At 36.5% G+C, this 17,099-nt stretch carries 14 protein-coding genes; 4 read left to right on the top strand and 10 right to left on the bottom strand.

Translation table 11 applies throughout. The annotated features are described in order from the left end of the window. Positions 1 to 83: 83 nt before the first annotated feature. The 4 genes from I600_RS15655 to sbnA all read right to left on the bottom strand — a co-directional run bounded on the left by I600_RS15655 (position 84) and on the right by sbnA (position 4,854). The gene (locus tag I600_RS15655) at positions 84 to 482 is read right to left on the bottom strand and encodes a VOC family protein (RefSeq protein ID WP_058105496.1); all 399 of its coding nucleotides are present in this window, start codon (positions 480 to 482) and stop codon (positions 84 to 86) included. Positions 483 to 575: 93 nt separating this feature from the next. Then, positions 576 to 2,048 (bottom strand): type III PLP-dependent enzyme domain-containing protein, encoded by a 1,473-nt coding sequence (locus I600_RS15650; RefSeq protein WP_058105495.1) that lies wholly within the window; start codon positions 2,046 to 2,048, stop codon positions 576 to 578. Then, positions 2,035 to 3,840 carry an FAD/NAD(P)-binding protein gene (locus tag I600_RS15645; RefSeq protein ID WP_058105494.1) on the bottom strand — a complete coding sequence of 602 codons (1,806 nt, stop codon included), beginning with the start codon at positions 3,838 to 3,840 and terminating at the stop codon, positions 2,035 to 2,037. Before I600_RS15645 ends, I600_RS15650 begins: the two co-directional genes overlap by 14 nt. 12 nt (positions 3,841 to 3,852) lie before the next feature. Next, the gene (sbnA, locus tag I600_RS15640) at positions 3,853 to 4,854 is read right to left on the bottom strand and encodes a 2,3-diaminopropionate biosynthesis protein SbnA (protein ID WP_058105493.1); all 1,002 of its coding nucleotides are present in this window, start codon (positions 4,852 to 4,854) and stop codon (positions 3,853 to 3,855) included. 236 nt (positions 4,855 to 5,090) lie between these two features. On the opposite strand from sbnA, the gene I600_RS15635 reads away from it, so the two are divergent. Together I600_RS15635 and I600_RS15630 are read left to right on the top strand one after the other, a co-directional pair. Further along, entirely contained in the window at positions 5,091 to 5,555 is a 465-nt protein-coding gene (locus tag I600_RS15635; RefSeq protein WP_058105492.1) for a (2Fe-2S)-binding protein, read from the top strand. A 48-nt stretch (positions 5,556 to 5,603) separates the two neighbouring features. After that, positions 5,604 to 7,805, top strand: coding sequence for a xanthine dehydrogenase family protein molybdopterin-binding subunit (locus tag I600_RS15630; protein ID WP_058105491.1), 2,202 nt, complete (start codon positions 5,604 to 5,606; stop codon positions 7,803 to 7,805). A gap of 59 nt (positions 7,806 to 7,864) precedes the next feature. On the opposite strand, the gene I600_RS15625 is transcribed toward I600_RS15630, so the two are convergent. The 6 genes from I600_RS15625 to I600_RS15600 all read right to left on the bottom strand — a co-directional run bounded on the left by I600_RS15625 (position 7,865) and on the right by I600_RS15600 (position 13,327). Beyond that, a complete protein-coding gene (locus I600_RS15625) occupies positions 7,865 to 8,740 on the bottom strand; it encodes a DUF6268 family outer membrane beta-barrel protein (protein ID WP_058105490.1) in 876 nt (291 codons plus the stop codon). Positions 8,741 to 8,849: 109 nt separating this feature from the next. Continuing rightward, positions 8,850 to 10,325, bottom strand: coding sequence for a malate dehydrogenase (quinone) (mqo, locus tag I600_RS15620; RefSeq protein WP_058105489.1), 1,476 nt, complete (start codon positions 10,323 to 10,325; stop codon positions 8,850 to 8,852). Positions 10,326 to 10,352: 27 nt separating this feature from the next. Further along, positions 10,353 to 11,639, bottom strand: a complete 1,287-nt coding sequence (locus tag I600_RS15615) for a DUF3570 domain-containing protein (RefSeq protein WP_058105488.1) — start codon at positions 11,637 to 11,639, stop codon at positions 10,353 to 10,355. Positions 11,640 to 11,696: 57 nt separating this feature from the next. Continuing rightward, positions 11,697 to 11,906, bottom strand: coding sequence for a DUF4266 domain-containing protein (locus tag I600_RS15610; RefSeq protein WP_058105487.1), 210 nt, complete (start codon positions 11,904 to 11,906; stop codon positions 11,697 to 11,699). 1 nt (position 11,907) lies between these two features. Further along, positions 11,908 to 12,861 (bottom strand): FAD:protein FMN transferase, encoded by a 954-nt coding sequence (locus I600_RS15605; RefSeq protein WP_082642999.1) that lies wholly within the window; start codon positions 12,859 to 12,861, stop codon positions 11,908 to 11,910. Between the two features lie 25 nt (positions 12,862 to 12,886). Beyond that, complete coding sequence (locus I600_RS15600; protein ID WP_058105485.1) at positions 12,887 to 13,327, bottom strand: thioredoxin family protein; 441 nt, start codon at positions 13,325 to 13,327, stop codon at positions 12,887 to 12,889. Positions 13,328 to 13,757: 430 nt separating this feature from the next. On the opposite strand from I600_RS15600, the gene pta reads away from it, so the two are divergent. Next, the gene (gene pta / locus I600_RS15595; RefSeq protein ID WP_058105484.1) at positions 13,758 to 15,851 is read left to right on the top strand and encodes a phosphate acetyltransferase; all 2,094 of its coding nucleotides are present in this window, start codon (positions 13,758 to 13,760) and stop codon (positions 15,849 to 15,851) included. Between the two features lie 10 nt (positions 15,852 to 15,861). Beyond that, entirely contained in the window at positions 15,862 to 17,046 is a 1,185-nt protein-coding gene (locus I600_RS15590) for an acetate/propionate family kinase (protein ID WP_058105483.1), read from the top strand. Positions 17,047 to 17,099 lie beyond the last annotated feature (53 nt).

Raw genomic sequence — 17,099 nt, 5'->3', positions numbered from 1 at the left:
AGCGAGGTTAATAATAAAAGAGGCTTTTCAAACGACAATAATTGCCGCTAGAAAATACCTCTTACTTTATTTATTTTTGATTTTTACTTATCAACGTTTACCATCCATCCTATACCAAAACGATCGGTACATCTACCAAAATGCCCCCATTCACGTTCCCTAAATTCATGGTGTACTTGACCTCCACTTGACAAGTCATTAAATAACTGTTTGCCTTCGTCCAAATTATCGAGATCAACACTCATATTAATTTGATTGCCTTTGTTCAAAGGTGTGTCTGGAGAGGCATCATATGCCATAAAATGAACTCCTTTTCCTTTGAGCTCTGCGTGCTGTAATTTTCCACGATAAGAAGACGGAACATCTATTTTCTTATCCTCGTATGTTTGCTTATTTTTTATGTCTGCATTGAACAGGTTTGCGTAGAAGTGCAATGCTTCTTGACAATTACCGTTAAAGGCTAAATATGCTTGTATTTTCATGATATATTGTTTTAATACAATTTACCCAATACCATACCGTTCCCTTACCTTGAAAAATACAGTTATTGATGCATTACATATTGCAAGATATCTTTACTGTTCCAAGGCAATTTTGGCATCATCAATAAATTGAAAAAACGATAATTTTTCATTGGACCCCGTAAACATTAGATTGGATGACAACTCAAATAAATGCGCCTCGGTTTCAAAAAAATGCATCATATAACCAGCAGTATTGACAAAAGCAACATACTCCCCTATTGCAGGTAATCTAGGCAAGGTTATTTTTCTCTTCAGCAACACATCTCTTTCTAAACAATAGGCTCCTGTAAAAAATACATCTACATTCTCGTTTTTTTCAACCTCAGAATTATATAACATAAACGGGTCTAAAAGAAAATCTGCGCTAGAACTCATCATTTGGCTCATATTCATTTCTAGACCTACCAACCACTGCCCTTTTGCATCTTTCTTTCGGTGTATCACTTTTGCAATTGTCATACCTACTTGATCTAATAATGATCTACCGGGTTCTATTCGCAATTCAACTCCATTCTTTACTAATAATGATGCTACCGACAAACCAGATTGATCATCTACAAAATCCAGTACTTCTCCAATAAAACTTTCTTTGTTTATCTCATTAAAAAACGGATACGTATTCAGTTTACCACGTAACTGACCATCCTCCAGTCTAAAACCAAGACTATTATTGTTAAACGTAATATCATTGCTATCTTCCAAGACCGACTTCTTCAAATGTTCATTGAATGTATTCCATTCTTTTTCATCTTCTAAATAGTTCATTAGTATACCCCCACCTATATCAATAAAGGACATTGCATATCCTTTTTCTTTCAACTTTGAAAATATTTGAACGCTGGCAACCAAACTTACGCTGCGTTGATAAGTGGAATATCCATCTAAATGAAAGTGAAGTCCGGTAACATCAAGCATATCAAAGGACTTGTTTTCCCCAACATATGATGCAATGAAGTTTACTACCTCATCAACATCAAAACCAAAACGGCTATAAAGTTTTTCTTGGTCAACGGTAAATCCGCTAATGCGAAAACCTACATTTGCTTTTAGACCAATTCTATTGGCAATTGCTTGTGTTAGTACACACTCGTCTTCATTATCCAATATGATAGGAACGCCATTCTTTATGGCCAATTCAATTTGCGGTTCTGTCTTAATTGCAGCTGTAAGCACTAAATTTTCACTATTACCACCTAATGCCAATGATTGTTCCAATTCTTTAAAACTGGCGGTATCTACACCAATACCCGATGCAAATGCTTGTTTTACCAACCCTCTAGATTTATTGGCCTTTCTGGCATAGAAGATTCTATATTTTAATCCGTAACTCTCAAATACTTGTTTGTACATCTCACAATTGTTGTTGAAAGATGGCAAATGATGTACATTGATCGGTGAACCATATCTTTCTACCAAACCTTTAACAACGGATTGATTGTTAAATAATTCATGCATCCAATCCGATGTTTTCGGTGTAAGTTGATATTTTGGTTTTCCTTTATAATACATCTTATTCTCCTCCATAATTTTCGGTGATTCTAGCTTTTTTTAATATGCTGTAACAGGTTTGCTTTGCCCAAATAGTTGCAAAATTGTTTCTAGACCTAGATAGGGTATCATTATCACAGGTTATTCCTTCAGTTGGAGTACCATAAAATGTAATATGGGAATCAACTTTACCATGTGCATTTATGGCATTACCGTTTTCATCTATATCCACACAACCCGGGCTATAACTGGTATTTAGTTTATTTTGAAACGCACGTACTAGACCGTTCTTTATTAAGTTTTGGTATAGCTCGTTTTTAAATTCACCCTCTCTTGCTCTGGAAATGGTGGCATTGACTATGTAATTTAGTTCTGTAGCCTGGGCATCATTTAATTGCAAAGTATAATTGTCGTCCACGGTGTTTTCTGAACAAGTCGAAGCTTTTATATAAGTGAAATCTAAAATACCCGCTTTGCACAATGCCAGCATTTTCTGCATATTCTGTACTGGCGGACCATATGACAATCTATTGAACAGTCCAAAATAGTACGTATCAAACAATTTATGCGAAGCGGCATCCAATCCTCCAAAACTGTACAGTTCATTGAATAACGGACTTATTTTGCGCCATGCGCCAACAGCAGCCAAAAATGGACTTTCATCCTCTCCTTTTTTTGCTTCCTGTATTAAAAATTCTAGATAGCATTGTAAAAGCACCGTTGATAAAATAGGCTCATCATTAAACGGATTTACTATGCTATCCCAATTAAAAACGGGTGATTCAGGATAATCTTCATGAAAGTACTGCACTTGATTTTCCAGTACGGTAAAATCTTCATCGTAATAAAACTGATGTCCATAGTTTTTGAACAAAACACTGTAGTAAGCAAAATAGAATTCTTTCTTTATCAAAGGTAGTACCGTACACTCAAAACTTACGGGTTTATTTTCCTTTAAGTGAGCCATACACTCTTGGGTAAAATAATGTAATTCTATAGAAGATTCAGTGGAACCATTTCTAGGTATCATTGGCAATCCGGTTCTTGAAAACGGATAAATTTTAAATGGTTCTTTACCAGATGCCTCGTATTTTAATACTCCTTTTTCATTTTTGACAAAAGTTCCATCCCTACCCTCGGTCAACGCCAAAATAGCATCAATGGCGGTTAACCCAAAGCCTTTAATTCCCACTAATGAATCTTTTTTCAGATGTTTTAATGTATCATTGGTAGGGTAAATAAAGTTTATCTTTTTGGCATTATCAACGGATTTATCTCGTTGAGATTTAAACGTATTGTGACCAGTAGTAAAAAGTACCTTATCACAATTAACCACGTATTCCTGTGATAGCCCATCATTTTTAAAATGCAACTGATACTCGTTGTTATTCTTGACTACATTAGTGACCAAACCTATATGATCTATAACTTCTACATTGTCTGGTAAATGTTCCATAACCTGATGATAACAATCTGATAAATATTCACCTACTAGCGCTCTAGGAGCATATGAATTAGGCGAAGTGCTTCCATAATTGTTATTTTCAAGCCATGATACAAAATCAGGAGTTTTAGGTACTACTGAAAATGGCTCTTGCAAAGCCCAACCAGAAATATTACCATTGGTATAATTCATGATCAAATACTCCGGTTGATCTTGTCTATAAACATCTCCAGAGGCTAAAAAACCCGTCGAATTAAAAATATGTACTTGTATGTGTTCAAACAGATTATAAGTTTTTATATATGCAATTAATCTTTCAAATGCATAGAAGCCTTTAGGTCCAAAACCTACAATGCCTATTTTATATGATTGTGTATTTTCCATAACATATCTCTTCTACCAACCGCCAATTGGCGTAAAAGCGTTTTTACTTTCCGGAAGTTCTTTTAATAACCAATCTCTATTATAAATGGTATCTAAATAACGTTCTCCACGATCACATAGAAACAGTGCACAATTACTATCCTGCTCCATTTTTTGACTGTATTTACGTACGGCACTGATCATTCCACCAGAAGAACCACCACATAAAATGGCTTCTTTTTCCAGTAAGCTCCAGCATCCGCGGGCGCAATCCACATCATCTACATACACATGATCATAAATTCTACTGGTATTTAAAAATTGAGAGGGCACACCGGCACCATGACCCGGTATCAACCTCTTTAATGGTGGACCGCCAAAAAGAACACTTCCAACGGCATCAACGGCAATAATTTTGGTGTTCAAATGGTTTTCGTGGATATAATCTGCACAGCCCATTAGTGTTCCACAAGTACTTGTAGCAACGAATAGGTAATCTAACTTGCCATGTAAAGAATCCATTAGTTCAGACATAGTTTCATGATGCGTTAATGGATTATTTTGATTACCATATTGGTTAGACCAATAACTGTTGGGTATTTGATCCAATAATTGTTGAACCCTCTCAAGCCTAGCCGCTAAATAGCCGCCATTTTCCTTGGGTACCGTAACATGCTCAATGCGTACGCCATAGGTTTTTAAAATCTTTTCTGTATGTGAATTTAGTTTGGGGTCCACTACGACTATAAGTTTTAAACCATAATACAAACAAGCTTGGGCAAGGCCCAAGGCCATGTTTCCGGAACTTGATTCTATTACGGTATCTCCCTTTTTAATTGTTCCACTTGCAAGTGCCTGTTCTATAATATAAAGTGAGGTTCTATCCTTAATACTCCCCGCAGGGTTAGCCGCCTCTAGTTTACCAAATAAATTAAAATGTGAATCATCAAGAACGTTATTAAGCTTTACCAATGGTGTGTTGCCTACCGTGTCTATGATAGATTCTGAAATTGAGGTTATATTTTGAGTAATCATACCGTGCTTATCAATTAAATGCCCTTAAGCAATTGGTTATTAATTTTGATAAATGTACCTGCATAACTTTTCTTACGATATCACGATAAAATATTATAATAACTCTTTCAAATTGGACACTCTAAATGGCTAACCAAAAAGTTGGCATTTCTTTAAGAATATTTAAAGTTAAAACCACATTAAAACTCTAAAAAAAACCTTAATTTCAAGCGACTCAAACAAATACAAAAAATAGCATGGCAAACTTCAATTTAAAAGTTAATGGAAAAACCCAAGAAGTAGACGTTGACCCATCAACGCCAATGCTTTGGGTGCTACGAGATCATTTAAAATTAGTAGGTACAAAATTTGGTTGTGGTATTGCGCAATGTGGCGCTTGCACCGTTCATTTGGGCGACAATGCCGTTAGGTCTTGTCAATTACCCGTATCAGCGGTTGGCGAACAATCAATTACTACCATTGAAGGTCTCTCTGAAAACGGAGATCACCCAGTTCAAAAAGCTTGGTTAGAAGAAGATGTCTACCAATGTGGGTATTGCCAGGCCGGTCAAATTATGAACGCCAGTGCATTTTTAAAGAGAAATCCTAATCCGACCGATACCGAAATTGAAGATGCCATGAACGGTAACATCTGCCGTTGTGGTACTTATACTCGAATTAAGAAAGCAATTAAAAACGCTGCAAGTAGTTCAAATGCGTAAAAGATTTGCACTCTAATTGAGATTTTAACCTTCTAAAAAAACAAACAGATGACACTCATTAAAACTTCATATAATAGACGTTCCTTTCTAAAAAGTAGTACGCTAGCAGGTGGCGGAATGATCTTAGGGTTTAGCTGGCTTGCTTCATGCAAACCAACACCAGAACAAATAAAAAGTATACCAAAGGAATGGTTCAACATTAATGGTTTCTTAAAAATTGCCGATAACGGTTTGGTAACCATAATGTCTCCAAATCCAGAAATTGGACAGAATGTAAAAACCTCAATGCCTATGATCATAGCAGATGAACTAGGTGTTGATTGGAAAGACGTTGTGGTTGAACAAGCCCCTTTGAATACCGATATTTTCCAAAGACAACTTGCGGGAGGAAGCCAATCTATAAGAGCTGGTTGGTCTGGACTTAGAATGGCCGGTGCCACAGCAAAACATATGTTAGTTGCTGCGGCAGCGGATGCATGGCAAGTAGATGCCTCTGAAATAACAGTTGACAATGGTGTTATAAGCCATACCGCCTCTGACAATTCCGCTGGTTTTGGAGAAATGGCCTCTAAAGCCGCTACCATGACCGTGCCAGAAGAGGTTGCGTTAAAAGAAACAAGTGATTTCAATATTATAGGAACGGATAAAAGAAATGTTGACGGACCTAATTTGGTTACCGGTAAACCTTTATTTGGTATTGATATTCAAGAGGAAGGTATGATGATTGCCATGATCATACATCCACCAGCCTTTGGACTCACCTATAAATCAATGGATGCCGAAGCTGTAAAATCTATGCCCGGCATTAAAGATGTTTTCCCTATTGATGTTTATCCTGAAAATGTTGAAAAACAATGGTCCGATGGTGGTGCAATTGCTAAATTGGTAGCCATTGTAGGTGATTCTACCTGGCAATGTATGCAAGCCAAAAAAGCGTTGAAGGTTGAATGGGAAGAAACTTCGACCTTAGAAAGTACCGAAGGCCATGATGAGGCATTGACTAAATTATTGAATTCTACTTCTAAAAAACCTGCACGTAAAGATGGTGATGTGGCAAGTGCATTTAGAAAAGCCGATAAGATTATTGAACGTACGTATAGCGCACCATTTTTAGCACACAATACCATGGAGCCCATGAACTTCTTTGCAGATGTAAATGGAGAAAGGGCGCTATTGAACGGTCCCATACAAACACCTGAGTTTTTAGAAAAAACATTGGCTTCTAGATTAGGCTTACCGGTTGAAAAAATCGATATTAAAATGACCCGTATGGGTGGTGGTTTTGGAAGACGCCTCTATGGAACATTTGGAGTAGAAGCTGCGGTGATTTCACAAAAAATGCAAGCTCCCATAAAATTAGTATATACCCGAGAGGATGATATGACCCAAGGTACATATCGCCCTACATACAAGGTAAAATATAAAGCAGCATTGGATAAAGAGGGTAACTTGCTTGCATGGCATGTTAAAGGTGCCGGATCTAATGACGACCTACTTTTTGAAAACAGGTTTCCTGCCGGTGCCGTAGATAATTACTTAGCTGAGAAGTTTAATTTAGAAACGGTAGTTACTACCGGAGCTTGGCGAGCACCACGCTCAAACTTTGTTGCCGGTGCAGAACAAGCCTTTATTGATGAAGTTGCAGAAGCCGCAGGTAAAGACCCTATTGAGTTCAGACTGGAACTTTTTGACAGAGCAATTAAAAATCCTGTTGGTGAACCAGAAAAGAACGATTACGATCCCGAGCGTTATGCCGGTGTTTTAAAATTGGTAAGGGATAAATCCGGTTGGTCTAACGGGCAAGGTAGTGCAAAAAGAGGTGTTTCTGCCTATTACTGCCATAACTCTTATGTTGCACAAGTATTAGACTTAAATGATGATACGGATGCTCCAAAAGTTGATAAAGTATGGTGTGCGGTAGATTGCGGTATTGTAATCAACCCAATGGCTGCAAAAAACCAAATTGAAGGTGGTATTATAGATGGCATAGGGCATGCCACCTATAGTGAAATGACCTTTGAAAACGGGCAACCACAACACAAGAATTTTGACACTTATCGCTTAATAAGACATAAGGAAGCACCTAAAGAAATAGAAACGTTCTTTGTGGATAACGGAATTGACCCAACAGGTTTGGGAGAGCCATCTTTACCTCCAATTATTGGCGCGTTGGCCAATGCCCTTTATAAAGCTACAGGACAAAGACATTATAATCAACCGTTTATTACGGAGAAATCCGTAATAGGTTAATACCCTTATGCTATTGTAATACTAAAACGCCAGAATAAAAATTCTGGCGTTTTTTTAGTTTATATTTTAAATTTCAATACCGCCCTCAAATAACTTCTAGAATCGTTATCTATTGTAAGTATGGTATTATTGTCTCCATCTTTTAGCTTATTGCTTAAACTAAAATTATAAGCCGCCCTTAAATCTAGCTGAAAGTGTTCTGTAAAATGATACTCATATTGTAGACCACCATTGATCAAAGACATATTTATGAGTTCCGCAACATACGTATCATTCACCAGTGCCCCATTCTGCACATTAGAGGTAAAACCATCTAATTGGGCAAACAACTTCATTCTATGTTTGTCCGATATATGGTATTGTAAATTGGTTTTGGGAATCCCCAAATTATATGACCAATCTGCACTAAATTTTTTGTAGTAGCTTATAAAAGGTAAAGGGAATAAATAGCCTCTATTTTGGGAATACGAAAGCCCTAAGATCAAACGTGATGGCTTATAGTCATCTTCATATTTTTTAATAAAAACCAAGTCTCCTGAAAAGACGATGTCATCAACCGTTAAATTTCTTGCCGTATGGTTTGTACTTATACCCGGCTGAAACCTTACCCCTAATCGCCAATCATTCTTTAGTGGCTGTGTATACCCTATGGTAAAATCAAGTATTCTAAAGTCATTTAATTGATTTCTATCAAATGGCAATTCTTCATCTTTAAAGCGAAGATGAATATTGCTATAATCAAACCCTAAAAACAAATATTTTCCTTCTCCCTTTAAAGGAATTGGAGCATTTATCAATACTCTAGAACGGGTATATTCTACATCAGAATTTTTATTGGGTATAAATGTAAAATCTATTCTTGCCAAATCGCTCAACTGTGCCGAGGCAGATCCGGTAATCAAAAATAAAAAAAGGATTAAAATTTTATGATGCATGTAATTGTACTTACCATCTATCTAATTAAGGATAATGCAAGTACGGTCTATTTATTGTACTCTTGTTGTTCTAATAAGCATAAAAGTATCTTAAAAGATTTACCTTAAACTACAAATTCAAATCTTTGGTTACCCTAGCCAATTCTTGATCGAATAATTCTTTAGTGACTTCCTTGTTATAAAATGGGACCATTTCATTTAGTTTATCTTTCCCTTGTTCCGATGCTATCAATTCTGGAAATGCTTTTTCAATAACATCGAGCATTATTTTAACAGAAGTTGAAGCTCCTGGTGATGCTCCCAACAAACATGTAATCCTACCGTCTTTACTACTTACCAATTGTGTACCAAACTCCAACGAACCGCCTTCAAATTCATCTTTTTTTATCGTTTGAACACGTTGACCTGCAATTACAATTTCCCAATCTTCATTTTTGGCATCCTTAACAAATTGACGCAATGATTCCATGCGATCATCAAAGCTCATGGCCACTTGTTCCAATAAATATTTTGTCAACGGAAGATTATGCCAAAACACGCCCCATATGGATGGTATGTTGTCAAAATTAATTGACTTTAATAAATCTAGATAAGAACCTTCTTTTAAAAACTTTGGACTAAAACCTGCAAACGGACCAAACAACAATTCTCTCTTTCCATTGATATAACGGGTATCTAAATGCGGTACCGACATAGGCGGGTCACCAATACCTGCTTTGCTATATACCTTGGCGTTATGCTGATTAATGATATCTTGATTTTTACAGACTAACCATTCGCCACTAACAGGAAATCCACCGTAGCCGTCTTTCTCCTCAATTTCAACCTTTTGCAGCAATAAAAGACTACCGCCACCGGCACCGATAAAAACATGTTCGGCATCGATCGTATTTTTCTTACCTGTTTCTAAATTTTTCATTTTCACCAACCATTCTTCATCATGGTCAGGGTCTATGTCTTCAACCTCTGTATGGAACAATACTTCAGTATCATATTCATCTTTAAGTATAGCAAATAATTTTTCCGTTAATGCGCCGTAATTCATCTCGGTTCCCCTATCTATGCGCGATGCTGCCATAACCTCATCTTCAGTACGATTATGCATCATTAAAGGAAACCATTCTTTCATTTTTTCAACTTCTCTAGTAAACTCAATCGAGTTGAACATAAAATGCTCTTTAAAAGCTTTAAAACGATTTTCAAGATAGTTGGCGTTCTCTCCTCCCTTTACCCAGCTATGATGTGGTACAGGAGTGATGAATGTTTTAGGGTCTTTGATCAAGCCTTCCGCTACCAAATAAGACCAGTATTGCTTAGATATTTCAAACTGGGTACAGATGTTAATTGCCTTGCTAATATCTACAGCACCATCTTCGTTTTCTGGAGTATAGTTCAACTCACATAAGGCAGAGTGACCAGTACCGGCGTTGTTCCAAGCGGCAGAGCTTTCTTGTCCCACTTTACCTAATCGTTCAACGATCAAAACGTTAAGGTCTGGCTTTAACTGTTTTACCAATAAAGCTAACGTAGCACTCATGATACCTGCACCTACACATATTAGGTCATATTCTTCTCGTAAAACCATTATAAATTATTAAAATGTAATATAAAATTAATCCATCACAAACTTAAAGCCTGCTGTAACAATGCTGGAACTAAAGGTCGTATTCCTATCATATTTATAGAACTTTACATCTATACTTTTAAGTCCGAGTTTCCAGACATGCATTTTTGTAAAAATATCCGTGTAGGAAACTCCCATTCCAAATTGGTTTGCCGAATATTTTGACAAATCATAATCAGAGGTATAAAACGTATCCGTAGAAAATGCTTCTTCATATCTGTAAAAATAATCTGCGGCTGACTGCTGGTAAAATCTATAGGATGGGTATACCGTAAACTTATCCGTTAGCTTAATAGGCACTTCTACACTTGCCGTGTGCGAGTTAATACCCCAATCATCAAAATAATATCTATAGTAGGATCGTAACACAACACTTTCATTTATATACCAATTCAACCTTCCGCCACCTGCAACTTTAAAGCGGCTATCCGGTAATTGCTCAATAGCATCCGCAAGTTGAAATTCTTGAATAAATGAATCGGCTACATCTGCAAAATAAACACGTTGAAAAGGTGTACTCAGTAAACCATCTTGCTTTACAAAATCTAAAGCCAATGAACCTTGAAGATTTTTACCTAATATTTGAGAAAAGCCCAAACCTACCGAATAGGAGTTTCTTGTCTCATCTGTAAACTTCTCAAAAGTAGGACTGTAATCTGTGTTCCCGGTAATTGTCTTGTTTGAAAAGAATCCGTTATCCAACCCATTTGCTCCACTTGCAAATGGTCTTAGTTCCGTTGGGTAGATAGGAGTCCAGGTATCTAAAAATATATTTGCATTAATACTTACCTCGGTATTTTTTTCATTAAAGAGCTTTGTTAACCCACCACCAAATCCGAATGAAAAATAATCATATTCCGATGACACTGATAGATTTCCAGAGTACATAGTATTTCTATCATCTGAACTATGCGTATATGTGCCGGACAAGTTGGTCCATACATCTGACCTAGAAGCTCCAGTACTTGCTACAAAAGCATCTGCCCTTTCGCTTCCATCAAATGGATCCACATTACTGGAAGATGCAGAGGTGTAGGCAGAAACACCAGCATCTATGGTTAAAATATCATCATCATTCAATGGTACCGATACTATAACAGTTCCCGTAACATCTGTAAGTTCTTCTGTACCAATACCACCGGTAACAGCAGCATTATCACCGTTTTGAGAATAGTAACTGCTCAAGAAATCTACTTCGGTAGTTTCCAACACACGTTTTTTATAAGAGTTGGTTGCACCGGTATTTTGCTGGGCGTAACCAGCACCGCATAGCATACATGCAATGAGTAGCACTATAAATTTAAACTTATGTCTTTGTTGTTTCATTACTTACTAATTACAGCCGCAGCCTCCACCTGTTTTACCTCCATTTGCGCCTACCGCTGCTTCTCTATACGAATGCATGGTAATCACATTTCTATCGCACTTTTTATCTTGCAAGGTCATGTCAGGATCGTTGATATTTACTTTATCATACTCCTTTAATACCGTGCAGCTACTAAGACCACCAATCATTACCAACACAATTAAAATCCTTTTCATTTTACTTATTTATTTGAATATTCTTAGATGTAATTATAGTACCCAAGTCGTCAATAATGATACACTCTACCTTTGGCAACTGCTCTATTCTATTTAAACCCACTTCTTTACCCATTACAAAAACAGATGTTGCAAGCGCATCTGCAAGTTCTGCCTTTGGGGCAAATACTGTTACGCTAACAATTCCCGTTGCCGGATAACCGCTACGGGGATCAATAATATGTGTATATCTGGTATTATTAAAAGTTACGTACTTCTCATAATTACCGGAGGTAACCACCGCTCCATTATCCAAGGGTAATAATGCAAACACCTTGTTCTTATTCATTGGGTTGGTAATGGCTACTTGCCAACTATCACCATTAGGTTGCTTTCCCCAAGTATTCATATCTCCAGATGCATTTATAATACCTGCTACCACACCTTTGGAAATCAATAATTCTTTTGCCTTATCCGCCGCATAACCTTTTCCTATTGCTCCAAAACCTATTTTCATACCCTTCAATTTGAGGAAAACGGTATGATCTTCTTTATTCAAGAGGATATTTTGATATCCTACTTTAGAAACGGATGCTTTAATGGCTGCTTCTTCAGGCATTTCAGTCATGCTACCATCAAACTTCCAGATGTTATCCATTGATGCATAACTGATATCAAAAGCACCATCGGTCAATGTAGAAATTCCTATTCCCCTTTGTACTAAATTGAACAATTCTGCATCAACTTTAACAGGTTGTACGCCTGCATTTTTATTAATTTCCGATGTCTGTGAATTTGGGTCCCAAGAAGAAATCAACTTTTCTATTCTTGTTATTTCACTGACAGCCAAATTAATATACTCTTCACCTTCAATAGGATCTTTAGCTACAACCGTAATATCAAATCGACTACCCATTAATTTCATAGTACGCTTAAAAGGCTCTTGAGCCAGAAGCTGCCCAACAGAACATATCATTACTATGAGAACTAGTTTTTTCAAGCTATTTTATGAATGAATTTAATTCTTCAATGTATTCTTTTGGTGACAGTTTTTTATAACTGGTTTCGCCATACACTTTACCATCTGCATTCATTACTACCACGAAGGGGAAGATACCTTGACGGTTGTACTTTTCTGCCAAAACCTTGTTCTTATTTAATTGCACTACTGGCAATGCATTCTTTTTTCTACGTGGAAAATCTGCTTGTAACATAATATAATGGTCTATGGCATACTTCTTAAACTCATCTGTTGACCACACCGATCTATCCAATTTAATACAAGGTGCACACCAATCTGAACCTTGAAAAACAAGGACAATAGGCAAATTGTGAGTTTTAGCAAGTTCTTTTGCTTCAGTAAAATCTGTTAGCCAATCTTGGGCAATAGCGGTACTTACCCCTATGACCAACATCAAAACTGTAATTACATATTTTTTCATAAAATTCAATTCTGCTGCAACAGATTAATATAAAGCACTTTGCAGTATCAGGGTTTTAAAAGCTATGGCAATGCAATAGCCTCTAATAGCTTAACGCACCTTTTAGTAAAAATTGTGTACTTGATGATACTGATGTTGACTACTTTAAATGACCAATGTGTTATTAAATGTAAGCTAGTCAAGATTTAAGATCGTATTCCCCCAAAACTCTGTAAATATCTTTCTAGTTTATATGATTTTCATCATATTACAAAATACCCTTGATCCATATTTTTGAAACTTGAATATTTAGAGTCAACCACTTATGTTTATTTTAAAACTACAAAACATAAAAAAATGTTATTTTAAACGAAAATGTCAGTTTATAACCCATGAATAGTATTCCCTGACAAAATCCTATAAATTTGATAAACACTAATCCCATTTACAAGTGAGTAAAGCTATATATATTGTTACTACAGAACCAAATAGTGGAAAATCAATTATTTCATTAGGTCTTATGCAGCTTCTTTTAGGTAGAACTGCCAAGGTTGGCTATTTCAGACCTATTATCGATGATGTTCCCGAAGGTAAAACCGACAATCATATTGACACTGTTTTAAGCTACTTTAATGTAGATATGAAGCCTGAAGAAGCTTTTGCATATACACGAAGCCAAGTAGTACAATTAAAAAACCTAGATAAAGACGATGAAATTGTAGGGCATATTATACACAAGTATAAAACTATAGAAAAAAAGTTCGATTTCGTTTTAGTGGAAGGAACCGATTTTTCTGGAGAAGGTGCCATAATTGAATGGGACATTAATGTTCTTATTGCAAAAAACCTAGGCATACCTGCAGTTATTCTAGCAAGCGGAAAAAACAAAACTTTGGATGAGTTGGTCGGTAATCTTTACATGGCATATGACTCTTTTAAAGAGAAAGGTTTAGATGTACTTTTAATCGTAGCCAATAAAGTACAACCAGAAAATGTTTCTATTGTTTCTGAAGGATTAAAAGAAAAACTACCCAATGACGTATTGGTAGCTACCATACCTGTAAACCCTATTTTAGGTAGCCCTACATTAAAGGAAATTGCCCAAGAATTAGATGCTAAAATACTTTTTGGTGAAGATTATATCAATAATCAAGTTGGTAGTTTTAGTGTTGGCGCCATGCAATTACGTAACTACATAACGCATTTAAAAGATGATAGCTTGGTAATTACACCTGGTGATCGCGCAGATATTATTTTAGGGGCGCTACAAGCCAATATTTCTACGAACTACCCTAGCTTGTCCGGTATTGTTCTAACCGGTGGTTTATTACCGGAAGAATCTATTATAAAGTTGATAGAGGGACTTTCAGACATCATTCCCATTCTATCTGTAGCAAGAGGTACCTTCCATGTCACCAATAAAATAGGGACTATTAGACCTCGTATTTATGCTGAAAATACCGAAAAAATACAGACCTCAATACAAGAGTTCGAAAAACACATTCCTACCAAAGAACTGGCTGAAAGGTTAATTACTTTTAAAGCTAAGGGCATAACCCCTAGAATGTTTCAATATAACCTTCTGCAAAAAGCCAAATCATCTAAAAAACATATTGTACTGCCCGAAGGTTCAGATGAACGAATTCTGATGGCAACCAAAATGCTGATAGATGCCGAAGCGGTAACCATTACACTTTTAGGCAATAGAGATCAGATTATTTCAAAAATCACTGAACTGGATATTGACATAGACCTTAGCACCATAAACATTATTGATCCTACAACATCTGACAATTTTTTAGATTACGCCACTACCCTGTTTGAATTACGTAAGCATAAAAACGTAAACTTGGCAATGGCCAAAGATTTAATGGAAGACGTATCATATTATGGTACCATGATGGTTTATAAAGGGCATGCTGACGGCATGGTTTCCGGTGCCGTACATACCACCCAACATACCATAAGACCTGCATTACAGTTTATAAAAACAAAGCCTGGTGTTTCTATAGTATCTTCTATATTTTTTATGTGTTTACCCAATAGGGTCACTGTTTTTGGAGATTGTGCCATTAACCCTAATCCTACTTCAGAGCAATTATCTGAAATTGCAATTTCATCTGCGGCAACAAGCGCTGCATTTGGCATAGAACCTAAAGTAGCCATGCTATCGTATTCTTCAGGAGCATCGGGTGTTGGTGAAGATGTTGATAGAGTACGAAAAGCTACTGAAATCATAAAAGATAAAAGACCCGACTTAAAAGTGGAAGGTCCCATTCAATATGATGCTGCCGTTGATGCCAAAGTCGGTTTAAGTAAATTGCCCGAATCTGAAGTTGCAGGGCAAGCTAGCGTGTTTATATTCCCTGACTTGAATACAGGAAACAATACTTATAAAGCGGTACAAAGAGAAACTGGTGCCTTGGCGATCGGACCAATGTTACAAGGTCTAAATAAACCGGTTAATGATTTAAGCCGAGGTTGTACCGTAGATGATATTTTTAACACCGTAATAATTACTGCTATTCAAGCAGAAGGATTCTAAACTCATTTTCATGAACATTTTAATTATCAACTCTGGTAGCTCATCTATAAAATATCAACTTTTAGATATGCCTGCAGCAAAGATTATTTGCCAAGGATCTATAGAGCGCATTGGTAGTATCCAAGCTATTTCAACCTATAAAACGGATACACATAAGGTTGAAAAAACCTATGAAATTGCAACTCACAAAGCTGGCCTAGAGCGAATTACTTCTCTTTTGCTTGATGCTGAAATGGGCGTGATCAATAGTACAGAGGAAATAGATGCCATTGGTCATCGTGTGGTACATGGTGGTAAAGATTATGTTGATACTACTTTAATCAATGAAGAAGTTAAGCAAAAAATAAAATCACTTTCCCCCCTAGCCCCTTTACATAACCCTGCTAATCTAGAAGGAATACTAATGGCGGAAGAAATTTTTAAATCAGCTAATCAGATCGTTGTTTTCGATACTGCCTTTCATGGTACGTTACCCATAAAAGCTAAAAAATATGCCGTTCCCAATATCCTGTTCGAAGAAAAGAGAGTTCAGGCGTATGGCTTTCATGGTACCAGCCACAAATATGTTTCGGAAAAAGCGAATAAATACTTAGGAAAAACAAACACTAAACTTATCTCCATTCACTTAGGTAACGGGTGTAGTATTACAGCTATTGAGAATGGTAAAAGTATTGATCACAGTATGGGATTTGCACCGTCTAACGGATTGGTAATGGGTACACGAAGTGGAGATATTGACCATTCCATTATATTTTATATGGTGAATACACTTGGGTATAGTTTAGATGAAGTAAATGAACTTTTGAACAAAAAAAGTGGAATGCTAGGCCTTACAGGTTACAATGACCTACGTGATATCGAAGTAGAGGCGAGTAAAGGTAATACCAATTGCATTCTTGCTTTAGAAATGAACGCCTACCGAATTAAAAAATACATAGGCGCCTATATAGCGGCAATGAACGGTTTAGACGCTATCATTTTCACTGCCGGTATTGGAGAAAACTCCAGTTTAATGCGCCAACTTGTGTGCAAGGATATGGAGTGTTTTAATCTTCACTTAGACGACTCCAAAAATGATTTAAGATCTAAAAATGTTAGAGAAATAAACACCACGGATTCTAAGGTTAAAATTCTGGTAATCCCTACAAATGAAGAATTAGAAATTGCCAAACAGGTTTACCAGTTAATTAATTAGTTCTGATCACGAGTCTTGGAAATTGTTCTGTAATTGATGGCTAAATTCCAAGG

The sequence above is a fragment of the Maribacter dokdonensis DSW-8 genome (genome assembly GCF_001447995.1).
GTDB lineage: Bacteria > Bacteroidota > Bacteroidia > Flavobacteriales > Flavobacteriaceae > Maribacter > Maribacter dokdonensis.
Note: the sequence above shows the minus strand (reverse complement) of the source record. Positions and strands in the feature narration are given on the sequence as shown.

Coding starts and splice junctions, on each gene's coding strand:
- I600_RS15655 (WP_058105496.1), bottom strand. CDS start 482: ATGAAAATACAAGCATATTTAGCCTTTAACGGTAATTGTCAAGAAGCA.
- I600_RS15650 (WP_058105495.1), bottom strand. CDS start 2,048: ATGGAGGAGAATAAGATGTATTATAAAGGAAAACCAAAATATCAACTT.
- I600_RS15645 (WP_058105494.1), bottom strand. CDS start 3,840: ATGGAAAATACACAATCATATAAAATAGGCATTGTAGGTTTTGGACCT.
- sbnA (WP_058105493.1), bottom strand. CDS start 4,854: ATGATTACTCAAAATATAACCTCAATTTCAGAATCTATCATAGACACG.
- I600_RS15635 (WP_058105492.1), top strand. CDS start 5,091: ATGGCAAACTTCAATTTAAAAGTTAATGGAAAAACCCAAGAAGTAGAC.
- I600_RS15630 (WP_058105491.1), top strand. CDS start 5,604: ATGACACTCATTAAAACTTCATATAATAGACGTTCCTTTCTAAAAAGT.
- I600_RS15625 (WP_058105490.1), bottom strand. CDS start 8,740: ATGCATCATAAAATTTTAATCCTTTTTTTATTTTTGATTACCGGATCT.
- mqo (WP_058105489.1), bottom strand. CDS start 10,325: ATGGTTTTACGAGAAGAATATGACCTAATATGTGTAGGTGCAGGTATC.
- I600_RS15615 (WP_058105488.1), bottom strand. CDS start 11,639: ATGCTATGCGGTGCTGGTTACGCCCAGCAAAATACCGGTGCAACCAAC.
- I600_RS15610 (WP_058105487.1), bottom strand. CDS start 11,906: ATGAAAAGGATTTTAATTGTGTTGGTAATGATTGGTGGTCTTAGTAGC.
- I600_RS15605 (WP_082642999.1), bottom strand. CDS start 12,861: ATGATATGTTCTGTTGGGCAGCTTCTGGCTCAAGAGCCTTTTAAGCGT.
- I600_RS15600 (WP_058105485.1), bottom strand. CDS start 13,327: ATGAAAAAATATGTAATTACAGTTTTGATGTTGGTCATAGGGGTAAGT.
- I600_RS15590 (WP_058105483.1), top strand. CDS start 15,862: ATGAACATTTTAATTATCAACTCTGGTAGCTCATCTATAAAATATCAA.